This is a genomic window from Nocardia crassostreae, from assembly GCF_001613405.1.
Lineage (GTDB): Bacteria > Actinomycetota > Actinomycetes > Mycobacteriales > Mycobacteriaceae > Nocardia > Nocardia crassostreae.
Map to the genome: position 1 here is coordinate 51,114 of NZ_BDCH01000044.1, position 16,583 is coordinate 67,696.

Here is a 16,583-nt window from a genome sequence, read left to right on the forward strand (position 1 = left end):
TGGTATCGAAATCTCGCGCGGCTCAGGACTTCTGGGCTTCGTCCTGCGCGTGCTGGGCCTGGGCCAGTTGGGCAGGGGTGTAGCGCAGGGTCAGGGCGAGTACGCCCATGACCGCGGTGCCGAGTGCGCAGACCAGGAGGACGAGGGTGTAACCGCTGCTGAGGGCGTCGATTTGGAGCGGGGTCATATCGGCGACCTTGCCGTTGGTGCCGCCCATGGACAGGGTGCGCGACAGGGCGACCGGGCTGAGCAGGCCCACCGCGAAGGGGGTGCCCATGTTCATGAACATCTGGCCGACCGCGGACAGGGGGCCGATATGGGCCATGTCCACGCCGACCAGGACGCACAGCGGCAGGATCACGATCGCCATGCCGACCGCGAAGCCGACCACCGATAGCAGGATCAATAGCGTCGGCAGATACTCCGCGGACGCGTCCAGGGTGGAGCCGAAATACAGCCCGGCCGCCAACAGCGTCGCGGCCCCGGCCAGTAGCCAGCGCGGCTGCGCGTACTGCACGGCCTTGGACGCCACGCCGGTGCCGACGCCCGCGCCGAGGGTGAACGGGATGCTGGCCAGACCCGCCATGAGCGGGCTGTAACCGAGCACGTTCTGCAGGAACTGGGCGACGAAGAAGGTCGTCGCGCCCAGCACACCCGAGGCCAGGAAGATCGCGATGAACGAGATCACCCGATCCCGGCTGTCGAACAGCGACCACGGCAGCAGCGGGTTCTTCACGTACCGCTCGGCGAAGACGAACACGATCAGCAGCACCAGTCCGCCGATCAGCGAACCCAGGATGATCGGGCTGTCCCACCCCATCGAGGGCCCCTCGGTCGCACCGAAAACGATTGCGGCACAGGCCGCCGTGCCCAGGATCGCACCGCGCACATCCAGGCTGATCCGATGATGCTCGGTATCGCGCAGCTGATAGATCGCGCCGATCACGATGAGAATGCCGATCGGCACATTGATCCAGAAGATCCAGCGCCAATCCCATTGCGTCAGCGCACCGCCGATCACCAGACCGCCCACCGAGCCGATGCCCACCATGGACCCGAAAATGGCGACCGCCTGATTGCGCGCCGGACCCGGCGCGAAAGTGCTGGCCACCAAGGCGAATACGGTCGGCGCGGCAATCGCCGCACCGGTGCCCTGCAGCGCGCGGGCCCCGATCAGCCACGCCTCGTTCTGCGCCAGCCCGCACAGCGCCGAGGCCAGCGTGAACACCGCGACGCCGAGGATCAGCATGCGGCGGCGGCCGAACGAGTCGCCGAGCCGCCCGCCCAGCAGCATGAGCCCCGCGAACGGCAGACCATACGCCGTCACGGTCCACGCACTGCCCGCACCGGACAGATTCAAATCGTCCTGCAGCCGCGGCAGCGCCAAAATCATGACGGTGCCGTCCAGCACCACCATCAACTGCAAACCACTCAGTACAAGGATGGCGAGCCCGAACGCCCGCTTGGTCACCGGATACTGCATCGTCGCAGCGGGGTTCTCGAGCACCCCGCCACTGTAGTGGATGCCTCCCCCACGCCCCTCCCCCTCACTCGCCACCCCACGCCGCGACTGGTCATGCGATCACCGGGAACTGGTGGCGGCGTTCGCCGAGTAGCTCCCGCCACCAGTTCCCGGTCGACGATGTTTCAGAGTGGGTTCGCGTCGGGGGCTCCGGCGGTGAAGCCCGCGGTGGGGCCGATGACGATGATGGCGGGGGGACGGATGCCTTCGGCACGGACCTGGTCGGCGACGGTGGACAGGTCGGCGCGGACCACGCGCTGGGTCCGGAGGCTGCCTTCCTGGATCACCGTGACCGGGGTGTCGGCGGCGCGGCCGCCGTCCAGGAGGGCGGTGGCGAACTTGTCGATGCGCTCGACGGCCATGAGCAGAACGATGGTGCCGCGCAGGCGAGCCAGGGCGGGCCAGTCGACCAGGGAATCCGGGTGATCGGGGGCGACGTGGCCGGAGACGACCACGAATTCGTGGGTCACGCCGCGGTGGGTGACCGGGATTCCGGCCAGCGCGGGCACCGAGATGGCACTGGTGACACCGGGGACCACGGTGACGGGAACACCCGCGTCGACGCAGGCTTCGAGTTCTTCGTAACCGCGGCCGAAGACATAGGGGTCGCCGCCTTTGAGGCGGACCACGAACTTCCCGGCCTTGGCCCCCTCGATGAGCGCGGCATTGATGGCTTCCTGAGCCATGGCACGCCCGTAGGGGATCTTGGCGGCATCGATGACCTCGACATCGGGGTCGAGTTCGGCGAGAAGTTCCTGCGGCACCAGGCGGTCGGCGACAACGAGATTCGCACGCGCCAGCAGGCGGCGGCCCCGCACGGTGATGAGATCCGGATCGCCCGGACCGCCGCCGACCAGGACCACGCCCGGCGTGACAGGCGCCGAATCGTCGGTCACCACACCCGATTGCAGGGCTTCGAGCAGGGCGGTGCGCACCGCGGCGGACCGGCGATGCTGCCCACCGGCCAGAACGCCCAGGGTCATGCCGTCGTAGCGGGCGGTCGCGGGGGTGACGGCGGTGCCGAGACGCGCGGTATCGGCCCGGACGCAGAACACGCGGCGGCGGCTGGCTTCGGCCACGACCGCGGCATTCGTCTCCGGCTCGTCGGTGCACGCCATGGCGTACCAGGCGCCGTCTAGGTCGCCGTCGGCGTAGGCCCGCAACTCCAGGGTGATCTGCCCGGAGGTGGCCATCCCTTCGACGGCAGGCGTCGCCTCACGGCTGATCACGTGCACGTCCGCACCGGAGGCAATGAGCAGGCCGAGACGCCGCTGAGCGACGGTACCGCCGCCTACGACGACGACCCGGCGCCCGTTCAGATCGAGGCCGACCAGGTAATTCGGGTCTCCGGCGGGCTGGCTGTCGGCTGCGGGTGACGTGTGTTGCACAAGGATTGAGCGTACGGCCTGGTTATCGACCGGACTCAACCGACCGGCAGTCGTGCGGCAACCGATAGAGAGCTCACCACGACTGCTGATCGAAAGAGGTTTCAGAGGCGGCTGTAGACCTTGGTGGGCGTGATCCGGACGACGACGCGCTCGGCGTCGTTCACCGAAGCCGGGTTGAAGTCGATGTAGTTCTTGCCGGTGAAGTGCAGCGAGGCGCGGTTCGGGAGGGCGCGTTCGGGGTCCGGCTCGATGCTGACCTTGCCTCGAATTTCGGCGTAGACGAACGGTCGGTCCGGCGGGTTGATCATGACGGTGGCGCGGGGATCCCGAACCAGGTTCTTGTACTGCTGGCGGGAGACGGTGGTCAAGTAGATCAGGTCTTCACCGTCTCGAAGCAGCCAGATCACGGTCAGGTGCGGCTGGCCGTCGGCACCGAGCGTCGCCACCGTCGCGTAAACCTTCGACTCGTCGACGTACGTCTTGAGTTCCTCCGGAAGTGTGGTCACGCGTGGTTCGAACGCTCTGGGGTGGAGGGTGATTCCCGGCGGAGCGTCCTACCCGGGAAATCGAGCCGACATTCCTAAGCTCTGCACCATGACGCGTCGTGCCGCCGTGCTCGGGATGCTCGTTGCCGTCCTCGTGATCATGCCGCCGGGTCCCGGTACGGCGGACGCCGAGACGGAGGGCTCGTACCACCCCGCACCGGGCGTGGAGACGACGTACTCACAGCCCGGCCCCTGGGACGTCACATCCGACATCGCCTTCGGCTGTTGCGATTCCACCGGCGCGTCCTATGACATCTGGTATCCGACCCCGCTGGGCGCGGGCGGGGTACGGCATCCGATCATCACCTGGGGCAATGGCACCGATGCCGTTCCCACGCAATACGACTACCTGCTGCGGCATCTGGCGTCCTGGGGTTTCGTGGTGATCGCCACCGAGAACCAGCAGACCGGATCCGGCGTGGACATCGCCGGAGCGGTGGACTACCTGCTGCACCGGGCAGCCGATCCGGCCAGCCCGTTCCACGGCACACTCGATTCGAATGCCGTTGGCGCGGCGGGTCATTCACAGGGCGCGACCGGAGCGCTCAATGCCATGACCAACTCCGGCGGCCGGATCGAAACGGTGGTCCCGATCGAGTTGCCCATGCAGATCCTGTGCGCGACGGGATCGTGGTGCCCTGACACCTCGCGGCTGACCGGCGGTTCCGTATTCCTGGTCAACGGCTCCGACGATGTCTTCATCGCGCCGTCGCGGCAGCCCCTGCCGCCACAGGTGATCGGCTTACAGTCCATCCAGGCTTACTACGACGCGATTCCTCGCGCGATCCCGAAGGTATGGGGAACGCTCATCGGAGCGAATCACAATGACGTACAAGGCCAGCCGAGCTGCGCCGGAGTGTCCTGGCCCTGCACGACCGGCGTGTACGGATACCTCGGCTATCCCACCGCCTGGCTGGCCGCCCGCTTGGCTGTCGACCAGCGGGCGCGGCAGGCATTCATCCCGGAATCGGGTGCCTTCTTCGCACCGAATCCCCACTGGGCCAACCAGATCGGATCCGCCACCGATTAACGAACGCCCGCACCGGTGCGCGGATAATCCTGCACCAGATCCAGCCCGTTCTGCCGCACCGGGAAGGCGTCGAGATCGACCGCGTGCAGCGTGATCGTCACCGGACGCCCTTCCAGCTCGCCGGTCAATGTCATGGCATCCGGCGTGGACCGCTCATAGCTGAATGTCGCCAGCGGCGACTCGGACTCGGGTGGGCTCAACGTGATCCGATGCGCGCCGGAGTCGATGTCCGCGCCGACCATCACCATGTCATCGTTCATGCGCTGATACACGGCAGTCCCGGGATCCTCGAAGATCAGTCGCCGCCAACGGCTTTCATCGGTGAGCAGCGGCGCCACCGGCTGCCCGTCACGGGTGAACTCGGTGACCTCCCAGATCCCGTACAACTCCGATTTCGCCCGCCCGCTGCCCCATTCGGTCCAGCCTTCCCAGGTCGCCATGGCGAATCCGGCCGAGAACCAGACGAGCAGGACCACCTGAACCGCCGCCACGATCCGGCGGCCCCGCCAGGTGCGGACCGCTTCGGGCGCGGTGGACGGTCCGGCCGCGCCGCCGAGCAGCACCGCTGTCAACCGGCGCGCATCGGGGGCCAGCAGCACCAGGCCCATCAACAGCAGATGGAACGACAGCAGTTTGACCGGCACGTCGTAGGTCATGTTGAGGACCCACACCTGCGCCATGCTGACCAGGCTGAGCAGCACGCCCGCCAGCGCGGTGCGCGGCAGCAACAGCAGGACGCCGCCGGTGATCTCGGCAATGCCGAGCAGGCTCTCGTAGACCGGTGACGCGCCGACCTGGGTCCACAGCACCGATATCAGGGTGAAATCGCCGAACGGACTCAGCAGGGTGATCAGTGACGGCTCCGGCATCTGCGCCGGAATCGCCTTGGCGAACCCGTACAGCAGCATCTGCCCGGCCACCAGAATCCGGACGAACAGGAAGAACCAGCCCGCCAGGCGGCGGTACTCGAGGCGCTTGCGATCCAGCACACTCCACACGATCGTGGCCACCACCGCGGCCGCGAAGAAGCAGAACACCAGGACCCACAGATAGGTCTGATCACCGCTGCCGGAATCGGTGCGCAGGACGGCCTCGACGTCGAAGACGGTGCGCCCCACCCATTCCACCAGCGGACTCGGGAACTCCGCGTAGGCCCGGCCCCACTTCTCAGGAATCGAATTGGTCAGGGGGCCGAATAGCGCCAGGATCGGCTGCGGGTAGATCAGCAGGAACAGCCCGAAGTACACGAAACTGAACCGGAACGCGACCCGCGTGACCGGGTTCCAGCGCCCGGGCTCGGCCGGGGTGTCCGGCTCGAGGTCGATCGTCGCGTCCGCAGTCTGCACACTCATCCAAGCCCCTCACTTCAGATTTCCCTCTGACGCTAGGGAGTGCCCCGGCTCGGTCGCATCACCCTGCAGGGCGAACCTCGCATCCCCCTACGGAACTAATCGCCCCTGGCGACTACGCGCGCAACATCAGGGTGGACAAGCGGAATCCCGCTGAACGGTACTGCTCGAATTCGACCCCGAATTCCCCTCCGCAAGCCAACTAGAACGAGTTACATTTCACCCAATTTCACTGCGTCAGGAGGACCAATGACGTCGGCCGACCCCAACCAGCGGCGGCAACTGACCACCAGCGAGCGCGACCTCGATGTACTCACCGAGGAACTCACCGGGTGGCTGGCCACGAAAGTCGAAGCCGATCAGCCGCCGAAGGTCACCTCGCTCACCCGCCCGACGGCGGGCGGCATGTCCAGCACCACGCTGCTCTTCGATGCCGAATGGAGCGAGCACGGACAACCCGCGGGCGGATCGTTCGTCGCGCGTCTGGCGCCGGAGGACAGTTCCTTCCCGGTCTTCGAGACATACGATCTGGCAACGTAATACGCGATCATCGACGGCGTCGCCAAGGCCACCGATGTGCCGCTGCCGCAACTGTGCTGGCTGGAGAACGACGAATCGGTACTCGGATCGCCGTTCTTCGTCATGCGGCGGGTGAACGGCCGTGTGCCCGAGGACAATCCGCCGTATGTATTCCTGAGCTGGCTGTTCGACTCCACGCCCGAGCAGCGGTACGAGCTGACCCGCAATACCGTCGAGATTCTCGGCAAGATCCACGCCATAGAGAATCCGCTCGGGAAGTTCCCGATGCTGGACAGCGAAGGATCGGCGCTGCGCCGTCATTTCGAGGCGCAGAAGGCGTGGTACGACTGGGCGCTGGCGCGCGACGGTTTCCGTATTCCATTGCTGGAGCGGGCCTTCGACTATCTGGAAGCCAACTGGCCCGCCGAAACCGAGACGGTGCTGAGCTGGGGTGACGCCCGTCCGGGCAATATCATCTTCGACGGCTACGAACCGGCGGCCGTGCTGGACTGGGAGATGGCCGCCCTGGGCCCGCGCGAACTCGATATCGCCTGGACCATTCTCATCCACCGGTTCTTCCAGGACATCGCCACCCGCTTCGACCAGACCGGACTGCCCGATTACATGCGCCGCAGTCACGTCGAAGCGCTGTACGAGGAATTCACCGGCCACGCGCCCGTGGACCTGGACTGGTATCTGCTCTACGCGGCCCTGCGCCACGGCATCGTCATGGGCCGCGTCAAGCGCCGCATGATCCACTTCGGCGAGGACACCGACACCGCCGACCGCGACGACTACGTCATGCACCGCCCACTGCTGGAAGCCCTGCTCGACGGCACCTACGCCTGGGATTGAGAGAACTGACCATGATCGGTCCACTGGACGAATACCCCATCCACCAGACCCCGCTGCCCATGGCGCGGGTCGGCACCAGCGATCGGAACTTCTACGACCGCAGCTATTTCAACGCCTCCGACCGCGACGGCGGCACCTTCCTGGTCACCGGTTTCGGCGTCTACCCGAACCTCGGCGTGATCGACGCCTTCGCCACCGTCCGCCGCGGCGATCAGCAGCGCGCCGTGCGGTTCTCCGACGCGCTCACCGAACGCAGCCTCGACACCAAGGTCGGCGGCTACCGCATCGAGATCGTCGAGCCGCTGCGGAAGCTGCGCGTGGTCTGCGAGCACGAGGACCTGTCCTTCGACATGACCTGGGAGGGCGCCTTCCCGGTCGTGCAGGAGGAGCCGCACACCATCATCACCGGCCTGAACCGGCCGATCATCGACGCGCAACGCTTCGCCCAGGTCGGTTCCTGGTCGGGCACGCTCGCCGTCGACGGCGCCGACTTCACCGTCGACCCGGCCGTCTGGACCGGCACCCGCGACCGCTCCTGGGGCATCCGCCCGGTCGGCGACGGCGACCCGGCGGGCCGCGTGGCCGACGAGCCCTCCGAAGGCTTCTGGTGGCTCTACGTCCCGCTGCGCTTCGACGATTTCTCCATCATCGTCATCGTCCAGGAGGAGCCCAACGGCTTCCGCACGCTCAATGACGCCACCCGCATCTGGAAAGACGGCCGCATCGAGCAATTGGGCTGGCCCCGCGTCCATCTCACCTACAAGTCCGGCACCCGCATCCCCACCGCGCTGCGCCTGGAACTGACCACCCCGGACGGCAAACCCCTCGAGGTGGAGGTCGAAGCGGGCACCTTCGTGGCCTTGAACGTCGGCTGCGGCTACGGCGGCGATCCGGACTGGCTGCACGGCCAGTGGAAGGGCCGCGGCTGGTCCGAGAGCCGCCTCTACGACCTCACCGACCCGGCGCTGTCCGGCCGCATCCCCTTCGGCGTCATCGACCACGTCGGCAAGGCCCGCTGCAACGGCGCCGAAGGCTGGGGCCTCTTCGAACACGGCAGCCTGGGCCGCCACGACCCCACCGGCTTCGCCGACTGGGGCTCGGTCGCCCCCTGACCCCCCGAAGCGGCGAATCACGTCCCTTGCACCAGTGATTCGCCACCCCGCCGCACCCACCGACCCCAACCAGTCGGCGAGTGCGGCGGCCCGGTTCTAGGAGCCTTCGCCGCGGCCCCGAATCACGGCTGCCGCGACCGTGATCCCGCCGACCGCACGTTTGCGCACCGCCAGCCGATCACTCCGCGCGGCCAGTAGCGCGGCGGCTTCCGCCACACTGGGCGTGCCGATCGCGGCGGCGGTGCGCGCCGAGGGTGTGGGCACCGATACCGCCGCCAGCTCTCCGGGTGAGAACACCACCACGGGCACGCCGAGGTACTCCGCCGCCGCGGCCAACCCGGGCTCGCGGCCCCGCCTGTCCACCGAGGCCAGGCATCGAATCCGCTTGTCCCCTACGACTTCTCGAACAGCCGCCACGATAGCCTCGGGCGTTGCGCCGACCCGCATGCCGACACCGACCGCAAGCTCCGACCCCACCCGCTCCCCTGCCGCTCCTTCTCGCACAGATCGAGTGTGCCGCGACATTCCGCAATCGCGCCGCAACCCCGCCGGGGCAGCTCGGGTTCACACCCGTTGTCGGTGGTTCACACCTGATATAGGTGGGCAATTGGGGGTGTGGACCGAAGGTAATGGGTGTGAACCGGTGGGTGGGTCAGGGGGTTGCGGCGGATTGGGTGTAGGTGGTTGCGGTAGTTACGAATCGGGTTATGGCGGTGGGGTTTCCGGCGGGGTGGGTGTGGAGGTAGGAGGCGTGGACTTGGTGGGGGTTTGCGCCCTCGCGGATTGTTTCGCCGGTGGGGGAGCACCAGGCCCAGGCGGGTGGGGTGGGTGTGGGGGTGGTTAGGCGGGTGCGGTGGAATTCGTGGCCTCGGACTCGTTCGCCTGTTTGCCAGAGGGGGGAGTTGGTGAGGGCTACGGCGTCTCGGTAGCCGAGGGTCAGCCGGGGGCCGAATTCGGCGTCGGCGTCGATGACGGAGGCCATGCGGTGACCATCCAGTGAACGGGTCAGGTAGAGGAGGCCCGCGCATTCGGCGTGGATGGGCATGCCGGTGGCGGCGCGGGTGGCGATCGCTTCCAGGAGGGGGGTGTTGGCCGCGAGGTCGGCGGCGTGTTCTTCGGGGAAGCCGCCGGGGAGGACCAATCCCGCTGTGCCGGAGGGGAGTTCATCGCGTAGCGGATCGAAGGCGACTACGTGTGCGCCCGCGGCTTCGAGGAATTCGCGGTGTTCGGTGTAGCCGAAGGTGAAGGCTGCGCCGCCCGCGATGGCGAGGATCGGGCCGTCGGGTGGCGGCGTGACCGACTGTGCGGGGCGTTCGACCGAACCCGAGGTGGCGCGGTGGTTCGAGGTGGCGGGAGAGCTCGCGGCGGCAGCGTCGCGGAGCGCTTCGGCCGGATCCCACAGGGGGCCGGTGGTATTGGAAGCGGCGAGGGCTACGACGGCGGGGAGGTCGATGTGGGCGGCGACCAGATCGGTCATGGCGTCGGTGGCGGCCTGGGCTGCTGTGCCGTGTTCGATGGCGGGGATCAAGCCGAGATGGCGTGAGGGGACGGATAATTCGGCCATGCGCGGGAGGGCGCCGAGGACGGGGAGGCCGACTCGGGCGCAGGCGGCGCGGAGGACCTGTTCGTGGCGTTCGCCGCCGACTCGGTTGAGAATGACTCCGCCCAGGCGGATTCCGGTGTCGAAGGTGGCGAAACCGTGCAGGAGGGCGGCGAGGCTTTGGCTGTGGCCTCGGGCGTCCACCACCAGAATGACGGGGGCGCCGAGCATGGCGGCGATCTGGGCGGTGGAGCCCTCGGCGACGGGGGCGGTGTTGTGCTCGTCGATGCGGCCGTCGAACAGGCCCATGACGCCTTCGACGACGGCGATATCGCAGCCTTGGCTGCCGTGCCGGTACAGGGGGACCACGCGATCGGGGCCGACCAGGACCGGATCCAGATTCCGGCCGGGGCGACCGGCGGCGAGGCCGTGATAACCGGGGTCGATGTAGTCGGGACCGACCTTGAACGGGGCGACCCGATGCCCGGCCCGGCGCAGTGCGCCGATCAAGCCGGTGGCGAGGGTGGTTTTGCCGCTGCCCGAGGCGGGGGCGGCGATCACCACCGCGGGGACACTCACCATTCGATGCCTCGCTGGCCTTTGCGGCCCGCGTCCATGGGGTGTTTCACCTTGGTCATTTCGGTGACCAGGTCGGCGGCGTCGATGAGTGGCTGGGGGGCGTCGCGACCCGTGATTACGACGTGCTGGTTGCCGGGCCGCTCGCGGAGTGTCGTCACGACGTCGTCCACGTCGACCCAGCCCCACTTCAGCGGATAGGTGAATTCGTCGAGGACGTAGAAGCGGTGTTGCTCGGCGGCGATTCGCCGCTTGATCTCCAGCCAGCCTGCCAGCGCGGCAGCCGCGTGGTCTTCATCGCTGCCCTGCTTGCGAGTCCACGACCAGCCCTCCCCCATCTTGTGCCATTCGACGGGGGCGCCCACGCCCTTCTCGTCGTGCAGCTGGCCGAGGGTTCGGAATGCGGCTTCCTCCCCCACTTTCCACTTGGCGCTCTTGACGAACTGGAACACGGCGATATCGAAGCCCTGGTTCCATGCCCGCAACGCCATGCCGAACGCGGCCGTCGACTTGCCCTTGCCCGGGCCGGTATGCACCGCCAGCACAGGGAGATTGCGGCGCTGGCGAGTCGTGAGCCCGTCGTCGGGAATGGATTCCGGCAGCGGAACACCCTTGGGCATCGAACGAGCTCCTTTCGCGGCGGGGCCGCCTCCGGCCTCCGACCCCCAACGGTGCCATACCGAGCCTGCGGGTCCGCCGCCGGGCGCGCCGCACCGGGCGGCGCGGATCCTCAGTTCAGTGCGTGCACGATCGCTGAGAAGACCCGCCCGATTCCGGCGGCGTCGGCGGGCGGGGGGTCAGGTCAGGGATTGGGCGAGGGCGGAGGAGAGGCGGACCATTGCTGTGGCGGCTGCGTGTAGGAGGGTGGGGGCTCATGGTGGTTTTACGGATGAGGTGGGTGGGGAGTTCCACTCAGGATCGCTCGTGCTGTGTTTAATTTGCCCTCCGCTTCGCTCCGGGCGGGGTTTGGGCCCCTAAGTCTCGATTTTTCCCTCCCTCCGCGCACGCCGGAGCTCCTCCGCTTCGCTCCCCCGCTCCGACGCACGCTCCACTCAGTCCAAAATCGAGACGGCCCAAACCCACACAGAACTGCCCGAAAAGAATTCCCTACACCAAGACGAACTGGCTTCATACGCGACCCGGAATGCACCAACAGTCGTTGACAGTTCGCCTGCGGCGGATATTTCAGGAAGAGGTGGGGGTGTGGAAGTTGTTAGTACAGGATCTGCGTGGGGGGGGTTAATTGCGATCGACCTCGACGTCGTAGGCGATCTTTCCGTCGTTGACGCCGGTGACCTGCACGGTGAGGCCGATCTGCGATCCGCCGGAGGACAGCGTGCAGCGCATGGTGGTGCCGACCGTTCCGGTGAGATCCCCTGGGCAGTCGATCGATTCGGGTCGCTGGCCCACCTGCTCGGTGAGGGTCTGCTGGACGGACCGTTCCAGGTCGGCTTCCTCGACACGGGGATCACCGGCGGATGCCGTGCATCCCGCCGCCACGGTGACGAACAACGACAGTGCAATCACGCGAAGGGATTTCATGAGCCGAAGCTAGGCCCGCCCACTTGCCGCCGAATTGCGTCCCACTTGCGGTGCGGGCCGCCGGGCCTGGAGGGATGGGCGTTGGTCAGGCGGCTCTGCTCGCGCGGACGATTCCCGCGACCGAATCGCCGGTGAGGTCGGTCAATTGCAGGTAGCCGCCGCGGAGGTCGCGGGCCAGGTCGCGGGCGAGGCCGAGGCGGATCATGCCGCGTTCGCAGTCCACGACCATGGCGGTGACGGCGTCGGCGGCGAGGAGGCGGGCGGCGGCTCGGGCTCGGGGAACCGGATCGGGGCCACCGGTGGCGCGGCCGTCGGTGAGCATTACCAGGAGGGTGCGGCGGTGGGGGTCGCGGACACGTTCTCGGCGGAGGACCTCGCGAGCCTTCAGGAGGCCTTGGGCGAGAGGGGTTTTGCCGCCGGTGCGCATATCGGCGAGGCGGCGCACCGCGATATCGACCGAGGAGGTCGGGGGAAGCACGAGTTCCGCGTCCTGGCCTCGCACGGTGATTACGGCGACCTTGTCGCGGCTCTGGTAGGCGTCCCGCAGCAGGGCGACGACCGCACCGGTGACTGCTGAGAGGCGGTCGCGGGAAGCCATGGAACCCGAGGCGTCCACGACGAAGACGACCAGATTGCCTTCGCGGCCTTCGCGATACGCGCCGCGCAGGTCGGTGGGGGCGAATGCCAGGGGGCCGGTGGCGCGGCCGCGGGCGTGCTGGTGCGGGGCGGCAGCGAAGATGGTGCCCAAGAGGTGCAGGCCCGCAGTCGTTTCGGGGATGGCGCGTACTACGCGGCCGTTGCGGGTGCGGGCGCGCGAACGGCGGCCGGGGGCGCCTTCCCCGATGCCGGGCACCTCCCAGCGCGGAGGCTTGGGCATGGACCCGGCCGGTGCGGTGGCTCGTCCCTCCCTGCCGGGGCGACCTCCTTGCCCGTCGCCGGTGGAATTCCGCCCCTGGTCGGACGAGTCCTGGTTCTTGCCGTGCGAATCCCGGTTCGGGTCGGCCAAATCCTGAGGCTGGTCGGCAGGATTCGATGCCGATGGTAATACGTCGCCTGGACTCGGCGGCTGCGAATCGGGTCCGAGGGATTCCCCCTCGGCCGAATCCGCGCCGCCCCCGGGCGAATCCGGCCCGCCGTCCGGATCGTCCTCCGGCCCCGGCGAGTCGTCCTCGGTCAGATCCTGCGGCCCCGCATCGTCCTGCGCGGCCGCTTCACCTTTTCCCAGGTCGTCGGCACCGCCGTCCCGCTGCTCGGCCTGGGCGGCTGCCTCCGCCGCCTGCCGCATGGCGTCGTCGAGCTGTTCTTCGCTGATTCCGGGCTCGTCGAACGGATCTCGGCGGCGGCGGTGCGGTAGTGCCAGCTCGGCGGCGATGCGGACATCGTCCTCGGTCACCTCGCGGCCGCCCCGCCAGGCGGCGTGTGCGGTGGCGGTGCGGGCGACCACCAGGTCGGCGCGCATACCATCGACGTCGAAGGCGGCGCACAGGGCGGCGATACGGCGCAGCTCGACATTGTCGAGCTCGACTTCCTGCAGCCGGTCTCGGGCGGTCAGAATGCGTTCCGCGACATCGCGATCGGCGGCGGCATAGCGAGTGGCGAATCCGGCCGGGTCGGCCTCGTAGTCCAGGCGACGGCGGACAACAGCCATACGCACATCCACGTCGCGGGAGGCGACCACATCGACGGTGAGACCGAAGCGGTCGAGCAGCTGCGGGCGAAGCTCGCCCTCTTCGGGGTTCATCGTGCCGACGAGCACGAATCGTGCTGGGTGCGAATGGGATACACCGTCACGCTCGATGTGCACACGCCCCATGGCGGCGGCGTCGAGCAATACATCGACCAGATGGTCGTGCAGCAGATTGACTTCGTCCACGTACAGCACACCGTGATGGGCGGCGGCCAGCAGCCCAGGCTTGAACGCCTGCTCCCCATCGCGCAACACGCGCTCCAGATCCAGCGACCCCACCACGCGATCCTCGGTAGCGCCCACCGGCAACTCCACCAGCCGCGCAGGCCGCGCCCCGCTCTCGTCCACCACCGGCGGCAGCAACTGTGCCAACGCCCGCACCACGGTCGACTTGGCCGTCCCCTTCTCCCCGCGCACCAGCACCCCGCCGATCCCCGGATGCACCGCACACAAAATCAAAGCCAACTGCAACCGCTCCTGCCCGACCACCGCCGAGAACGGAAACCCGGCCTCACCGGAGGACCCACCCGCACGCACGGATTCGGAATACGGAGTCACAGAGGAAACGGACACGCCCCAACTCTAAGCGCGCCACCCCACACCACCCCGACCAACCCCAGCCATCCCTGCCCCCTCCCCCTGGTTCACACCCTCTATCGCCGGTCCACACCCCTACCGGGCGGCAATATCGGGTGTGAACCAGGCACTGTGGGTGTGAACCACTTCCGACACGGGCTTGCGGCGGCCCGGCTCAGTGGGGGTCGGCGGCGGGGGATCCGGCGGGAGTGGTTGGAAGACGCGCGCCCGCTGCGGGTATCCGCAGCGGGCGCGACACAGTGTGGTTCAGCCTCGGCGCATGGGGACGTGGGGGATGCCGTCGTCCATGAATTCTGGGCCGTCGATCTTGAAGCCGTGTTTGGTGTACATGTCGACCAGGTAGGACTGGGCGTGCAGGCGGACGGTTGCGGAACCGGCTTCGGCCAGGGCCGCTTGGAGGACGCGGTTGGAGTAGCCGTGGCCGCGGGCGGAGGGGGTGGTGCAGACGCGGCCTATGCGGAAGGACTTCACGACGTTCTCGTGTTCCTCGAGCAGGCGGGAGGGTGCAGACTATGTCACCCTCGTCGTCGAGCCAGAAGTGGCGGGTTTCCGGGAGCAGGTCGAAGCCGTCGAGTTCCGGGTAGGCGCATTTCTGCTCGACGACGAAGACCTCGACGCGCAGTTTCAACAGCTTGTACAGCGTCGTGGTGTCGAGATCTTCGGCCCACGACCTTTTGAGAGCAACCGTTGACATCATCGATTGTTGCTATCACAACTAAGCGTGAGAAGGAACCCCGGCGTGCTTCGGCGTGTTGGTGCTGTCCAGGTGCAGCGCCTTGTTGGACCAGTCCCAGACCTCCTGGAACAGGGCCTGGTTCTCCGAGAGCTTCACACCCATCGAAGGCACCATCTGCTTGAGTTTCGGCTCCCAGCCGTCGAATTCGCGCGGGAAGCACTTGCGCATGACGTCCAGCATGGCGCTCACACAGGTGGACGCGCCGGGGGACGCACCGAGCAGACCGGCAATGGTGCCGTCCTCGGCCGCGACGACCGCGGTGCCCAGCTCCAGCACGCCGCCCGCACCCTTGCGGCGGATGACCTGCACGCGCTGACCGGCGATGATCAGATCCCAGTCGGCGCCGTCGGCGCGCGGGATGAATTCCTCCATCACGCCCACGCGACCGGCCTGCGACTTGAGCAGTTCGGACACCAGGTAGTTGACCAGGCCCATCTCGGTGACGCCCACGCCGAGCATGGAGAACAGGTTGTTCGGCTTCACCGACTTGATGAGGTCGGTCAGCTTGCCGTCCTTGAGGAATTTCGGCGTCCATCCGGCGTACGGGCCGAAGAGCAGGCCGCGCTCACCATTGATGACGCGAGTGTCCAAGTGCGGCACCGACATCGGCGGCGCGCCGACCGAAGCCTGGCCGTACACCTTGGCCTCGTGCTGGGCGATGAGATCCGGGTTGGTGCAGCGCAGGAACAGACCCGACACCGGGAAGCCGCCGAAACCGGAGATCTCCTTGATGCCCGACTTCTGCAGCAGCGGCAGCGCGCCGCCGCCCGCGCCGACGAACACGAACTTGGACTTGATGACTCGCACCTTGCCATTGCGCAGGTTGCGGACCTTCACCATCCAGGAGCCGTCGGACTGCTTGGTCAGATCCTTGACCTCGTGCCCGAAGGCGATATCGGCACCGGTCGCGCCCAGGTAGGCCAGCAGTTCCTTGGTGAGCTCGCCGAAGTCGATATCGGTGCCGGATTCGGTCCAGTTCAGCGAGACCGGATCGGAGAAGTCGCGGCCCTTGGCCATGAGCGGTAGTCGCCGCGTGAACTCGTCGGCGTCGTCGATGAACTCCATGCCCTGGAACAGCGGGTGCCGCGACAGCGCCTCGTAGCGCTTGCGCAGGTACTCCACGCCGTCCGTGCCGTGGGTGAAGCTTACGTGCGGAATCGGGTTGATGAAGTTCGACGGGTTGGCCAGCACGCCGTTCTCGACCGCGTAGGACCAGAACTGGCGCGACACCTGGAAGCGCTCGTTGATGTCGACGGCCTTGGTGATCTCGACCTCGCCCTTGGCGTTCTGCGGCGTGTAGTTCAGCTCGCAGAGCGCGGAGTGGCCGGTACCGGCATTGTTCCAGGGGTCGCTGGACTCGGCGGCGGCCGCGTCGAGCCGCTCGAAGAGGGTGATCGACCAATCGGGCTGCACCTGTCGAAGCAGTGCGCCGAGGGTGGCACTCATGATGCCGACACCGATGAGGACTACATCGGTCTTTTCAATCGTGGCAGCGTTCGACACGGCGTTGATCGACTTCCTTGTCTTTGTATGGCAACCCAGCGGCGCTTAGGTTACCCGTCGTTCACCTAAGACCGATTGTGCC

The 16,583-nt window shown here is 67.5% G+C and carries 14 protein-coding genes and 1 pseudogene; 4 read left to right on the forward strand and 11 right to left on the reverse strand.

Annotated elements, in window-relative coordinates:
• Nucleotides 1-22: 22 nt before the first annotated feature.
• The 3 genes from NC4_RS37000 to NC4_RS37010 all read right to left on the reverse strand — a co-directional run bounded on the left by NC4_RS37000 (nt 23) and on the right by NC4_RS37010 (nt 3,416).
• Nucleotides 23-1,483, reverse strand: a complete 1,461-nt coding sequence (locus NC4_RS37000; protein ID WP_067548686.1) for an MFS transporter — start codon at nt 1,481-1,483, stop codon at nt 23-25.
• A 164-nt stretch (nt 1,484-1,647) separates the two neighbouring features.
• Nucleotides 1,648-2,910: a uroporphyrinogen-III C-methyltransferase gene (gene cobA, locus NC4_RS37005; protein ID WP_067548689.1), complete on the reverse strand. Its 1,263-nt coding sequence runs from the start codon at nt 2,908-2,910 to the stop codon at nt 1,648-1,650.
• Between the two features lie 101 nt (nt 2,911-3,011).
• Nucleotides 3,012-3,416, reverse strand: a complete 405-nt coding sequence (locus NC4_RS37010) for a PPOX class F420-dependent oxidoreductase (RefSeq protein ID WP_067548692.1) — start codon at nt 3,414-3,416, stop codon at nt 3,012-3,014.
• 88 nt (nt 3,417-3,504) lie between these two features.
• Here NC4_RS37010 and NC4_RS37015 point away from each other — a divergent pair, with 88 nt between their 5' ends.
• On the forward strand, nt 3,505-4,485 hold the full coding sequence (locus NC4_RS37015; protein WP_067548695.1) for a poly(ethylene terephthalate) hydrolase family protein: 981 nt from the start codon (nt 3,505-3,507) through the stop codon (nt 4,483-4,485).
• On the opposite strand, the gene NC4_RS37020 is transcribed toward NC4_RS37015, so the two are convergent.
• Nucleotides 4,482-5,837, reverse strand: a complete 1,356-nt coding sequence (locus NC4_RS37020) for a DoxX family protein (protein ID WP_067548698.1) — start codon at nt 5,835-5,837, stop codon at nt 4,482-4,484. The genes NC4_RS37015 and NC4_RS37020 overlap by 4 nt on opposite strands.
• A 246-nt stretch (nt 5,838-6,083) precedes the next feature.
• On the opposite strand from NC4_RS37020, the gene NC4_RS43765 reads away from it, so the two are divergent.
• The 3 genes from NC4_RS43765 to NC4_RS37030 are packed head-to-tail and all read left to right on the forward strand — an operon-like array spanning nt 6,084 to nt 8,320.
• Nucleotides 6,084-6,374: a hypothetical protein gene (locus NC4_RS43765; RefSeq protein WP_245722190.1), complete on the forward strand. Its 291-nt coding sequence runs from the start codon at nt 6,084-6,086 to the stop codon at nt 6,372-6,374.
• Nucleotides 6,375-6,383: 9 nt separating this feature from the next.
• Nucleotides 6,384-7,208 carry a phosphotransferase family protein gene (locus tag NC4_RS37025; RefSeq protein ID WP_281186574.1) on the forward strand — a complete coding sequence of 275 codons (825 nt, stop codon included), beginning with the start codon at nt 6,384-6,386 and terminating at the stop codon, nt 7,206-7,208.
• Nucleotides 7,209-7,219: 11 nt separating this feature from the next.
• On the forward strand, nt 7,220-8,320 hold the full coding sequence (locus NC4_RS37030) for an Rv3169 family protein (RefSeq protein WP_067548701.1): 1,101 nt from the start codon (nt 7,220-7,222) through the stop codon (nt 8,318-8,320).
• 96 nt (nt 8,321-8,416) lie between these two features.
• On the opposite strand, the gene NC4_RS37035 is transcribed toward NC4_RS37030, so the two are convergent.
• The 7 genes and pseudogenes from NC4_RS37035 to mqo all read right to left on the reverse strand — a co-directional run bounded on the left by NC4_RS37035 (nt 8,417) and on the right by mqo (nt 16,501).
• Nucleotides 8,417-8,797, reverse strand: a complete 381-nt coding sequence (locus NC4_RS37035) for a cobalamin biosynthesis protein (protein ID WP_245722192.1) — start codon at nt 8,795-8,797, stop codon at nt 8,417-8,419.
• Between the two features lie 175 nt (nt 8,798-8,972).
• On the reverse strand, nt 8,973-10,442 hold the full coding sequence (locus NC4_RS37040) for a cobyrinic acid a,c-diamide synthase CobB (RefSeq protein ID WP_067548704.1): 1,470 nt from the start codon (nt 10,440-10,442) through the stop codon (nt 8,973-8,975).
• Nucleotides 10,436-11,056: a cob(I)yrinic acid a,c-diamide adenosyltransferase gene (gene cobO, locus NC4_RS37045; protein ID WP_067548707.1), complete on the reverse strand. Its 621-nt coding sequence runs from the start codon at nt 11,054-11,056 to the stop codon at nt 10,436-10,438. The genes NC4_RS37040 and cobO overlap by 7 nt, the downstream gene beginning before the upstream one ends.
• Before the next feature lie 619 nt (nt 11,057-11,675).
• Entirely contained in the window at nt 11,676-11,978 is a 303-nt protein-coding gene (locus NC4_RS37050; RefSeq protein ID WP_067548711.1) for a DUF4333 domain-containing protein, read from the reverse strand.
• A gap of 85 nt (nt 11,979-12,063) precedes the next feature.
• Nucleotides 12,064-14,202, reverse strand: a complete 2,139-nt coding sequence (locus tag NC4_RS37055; protein WP_157555456.1) for a magnesium chelatase subunit D family protein — start codon at nt 14,200-14,202, stop codon at nt 12,064-12,066.
• A gap of 306 nt (nt 14,203-14,508) precedes the next feature.
• Nucleotides 14,509-14,959, reverse strand: a pseudogene (locus tag NC4_RS37060) (GNAT family N-acetyltransferase).
• An 18-nt stretch (nt 14,960-14,977) separates the two neighbouring features.
• Entirely contained in the window at nt 14,978-16,501 is a 1,524-nt protein-coding gene (gene mqo, locus NC4_RS37065) for a malate dehydrogenase (quinone) (RefSeq protein ID WP_084530148.1), read from the reverse strand.
• Between the last annotated feature and the right edge of the window lie 82 nt (nt 16,502-16,583).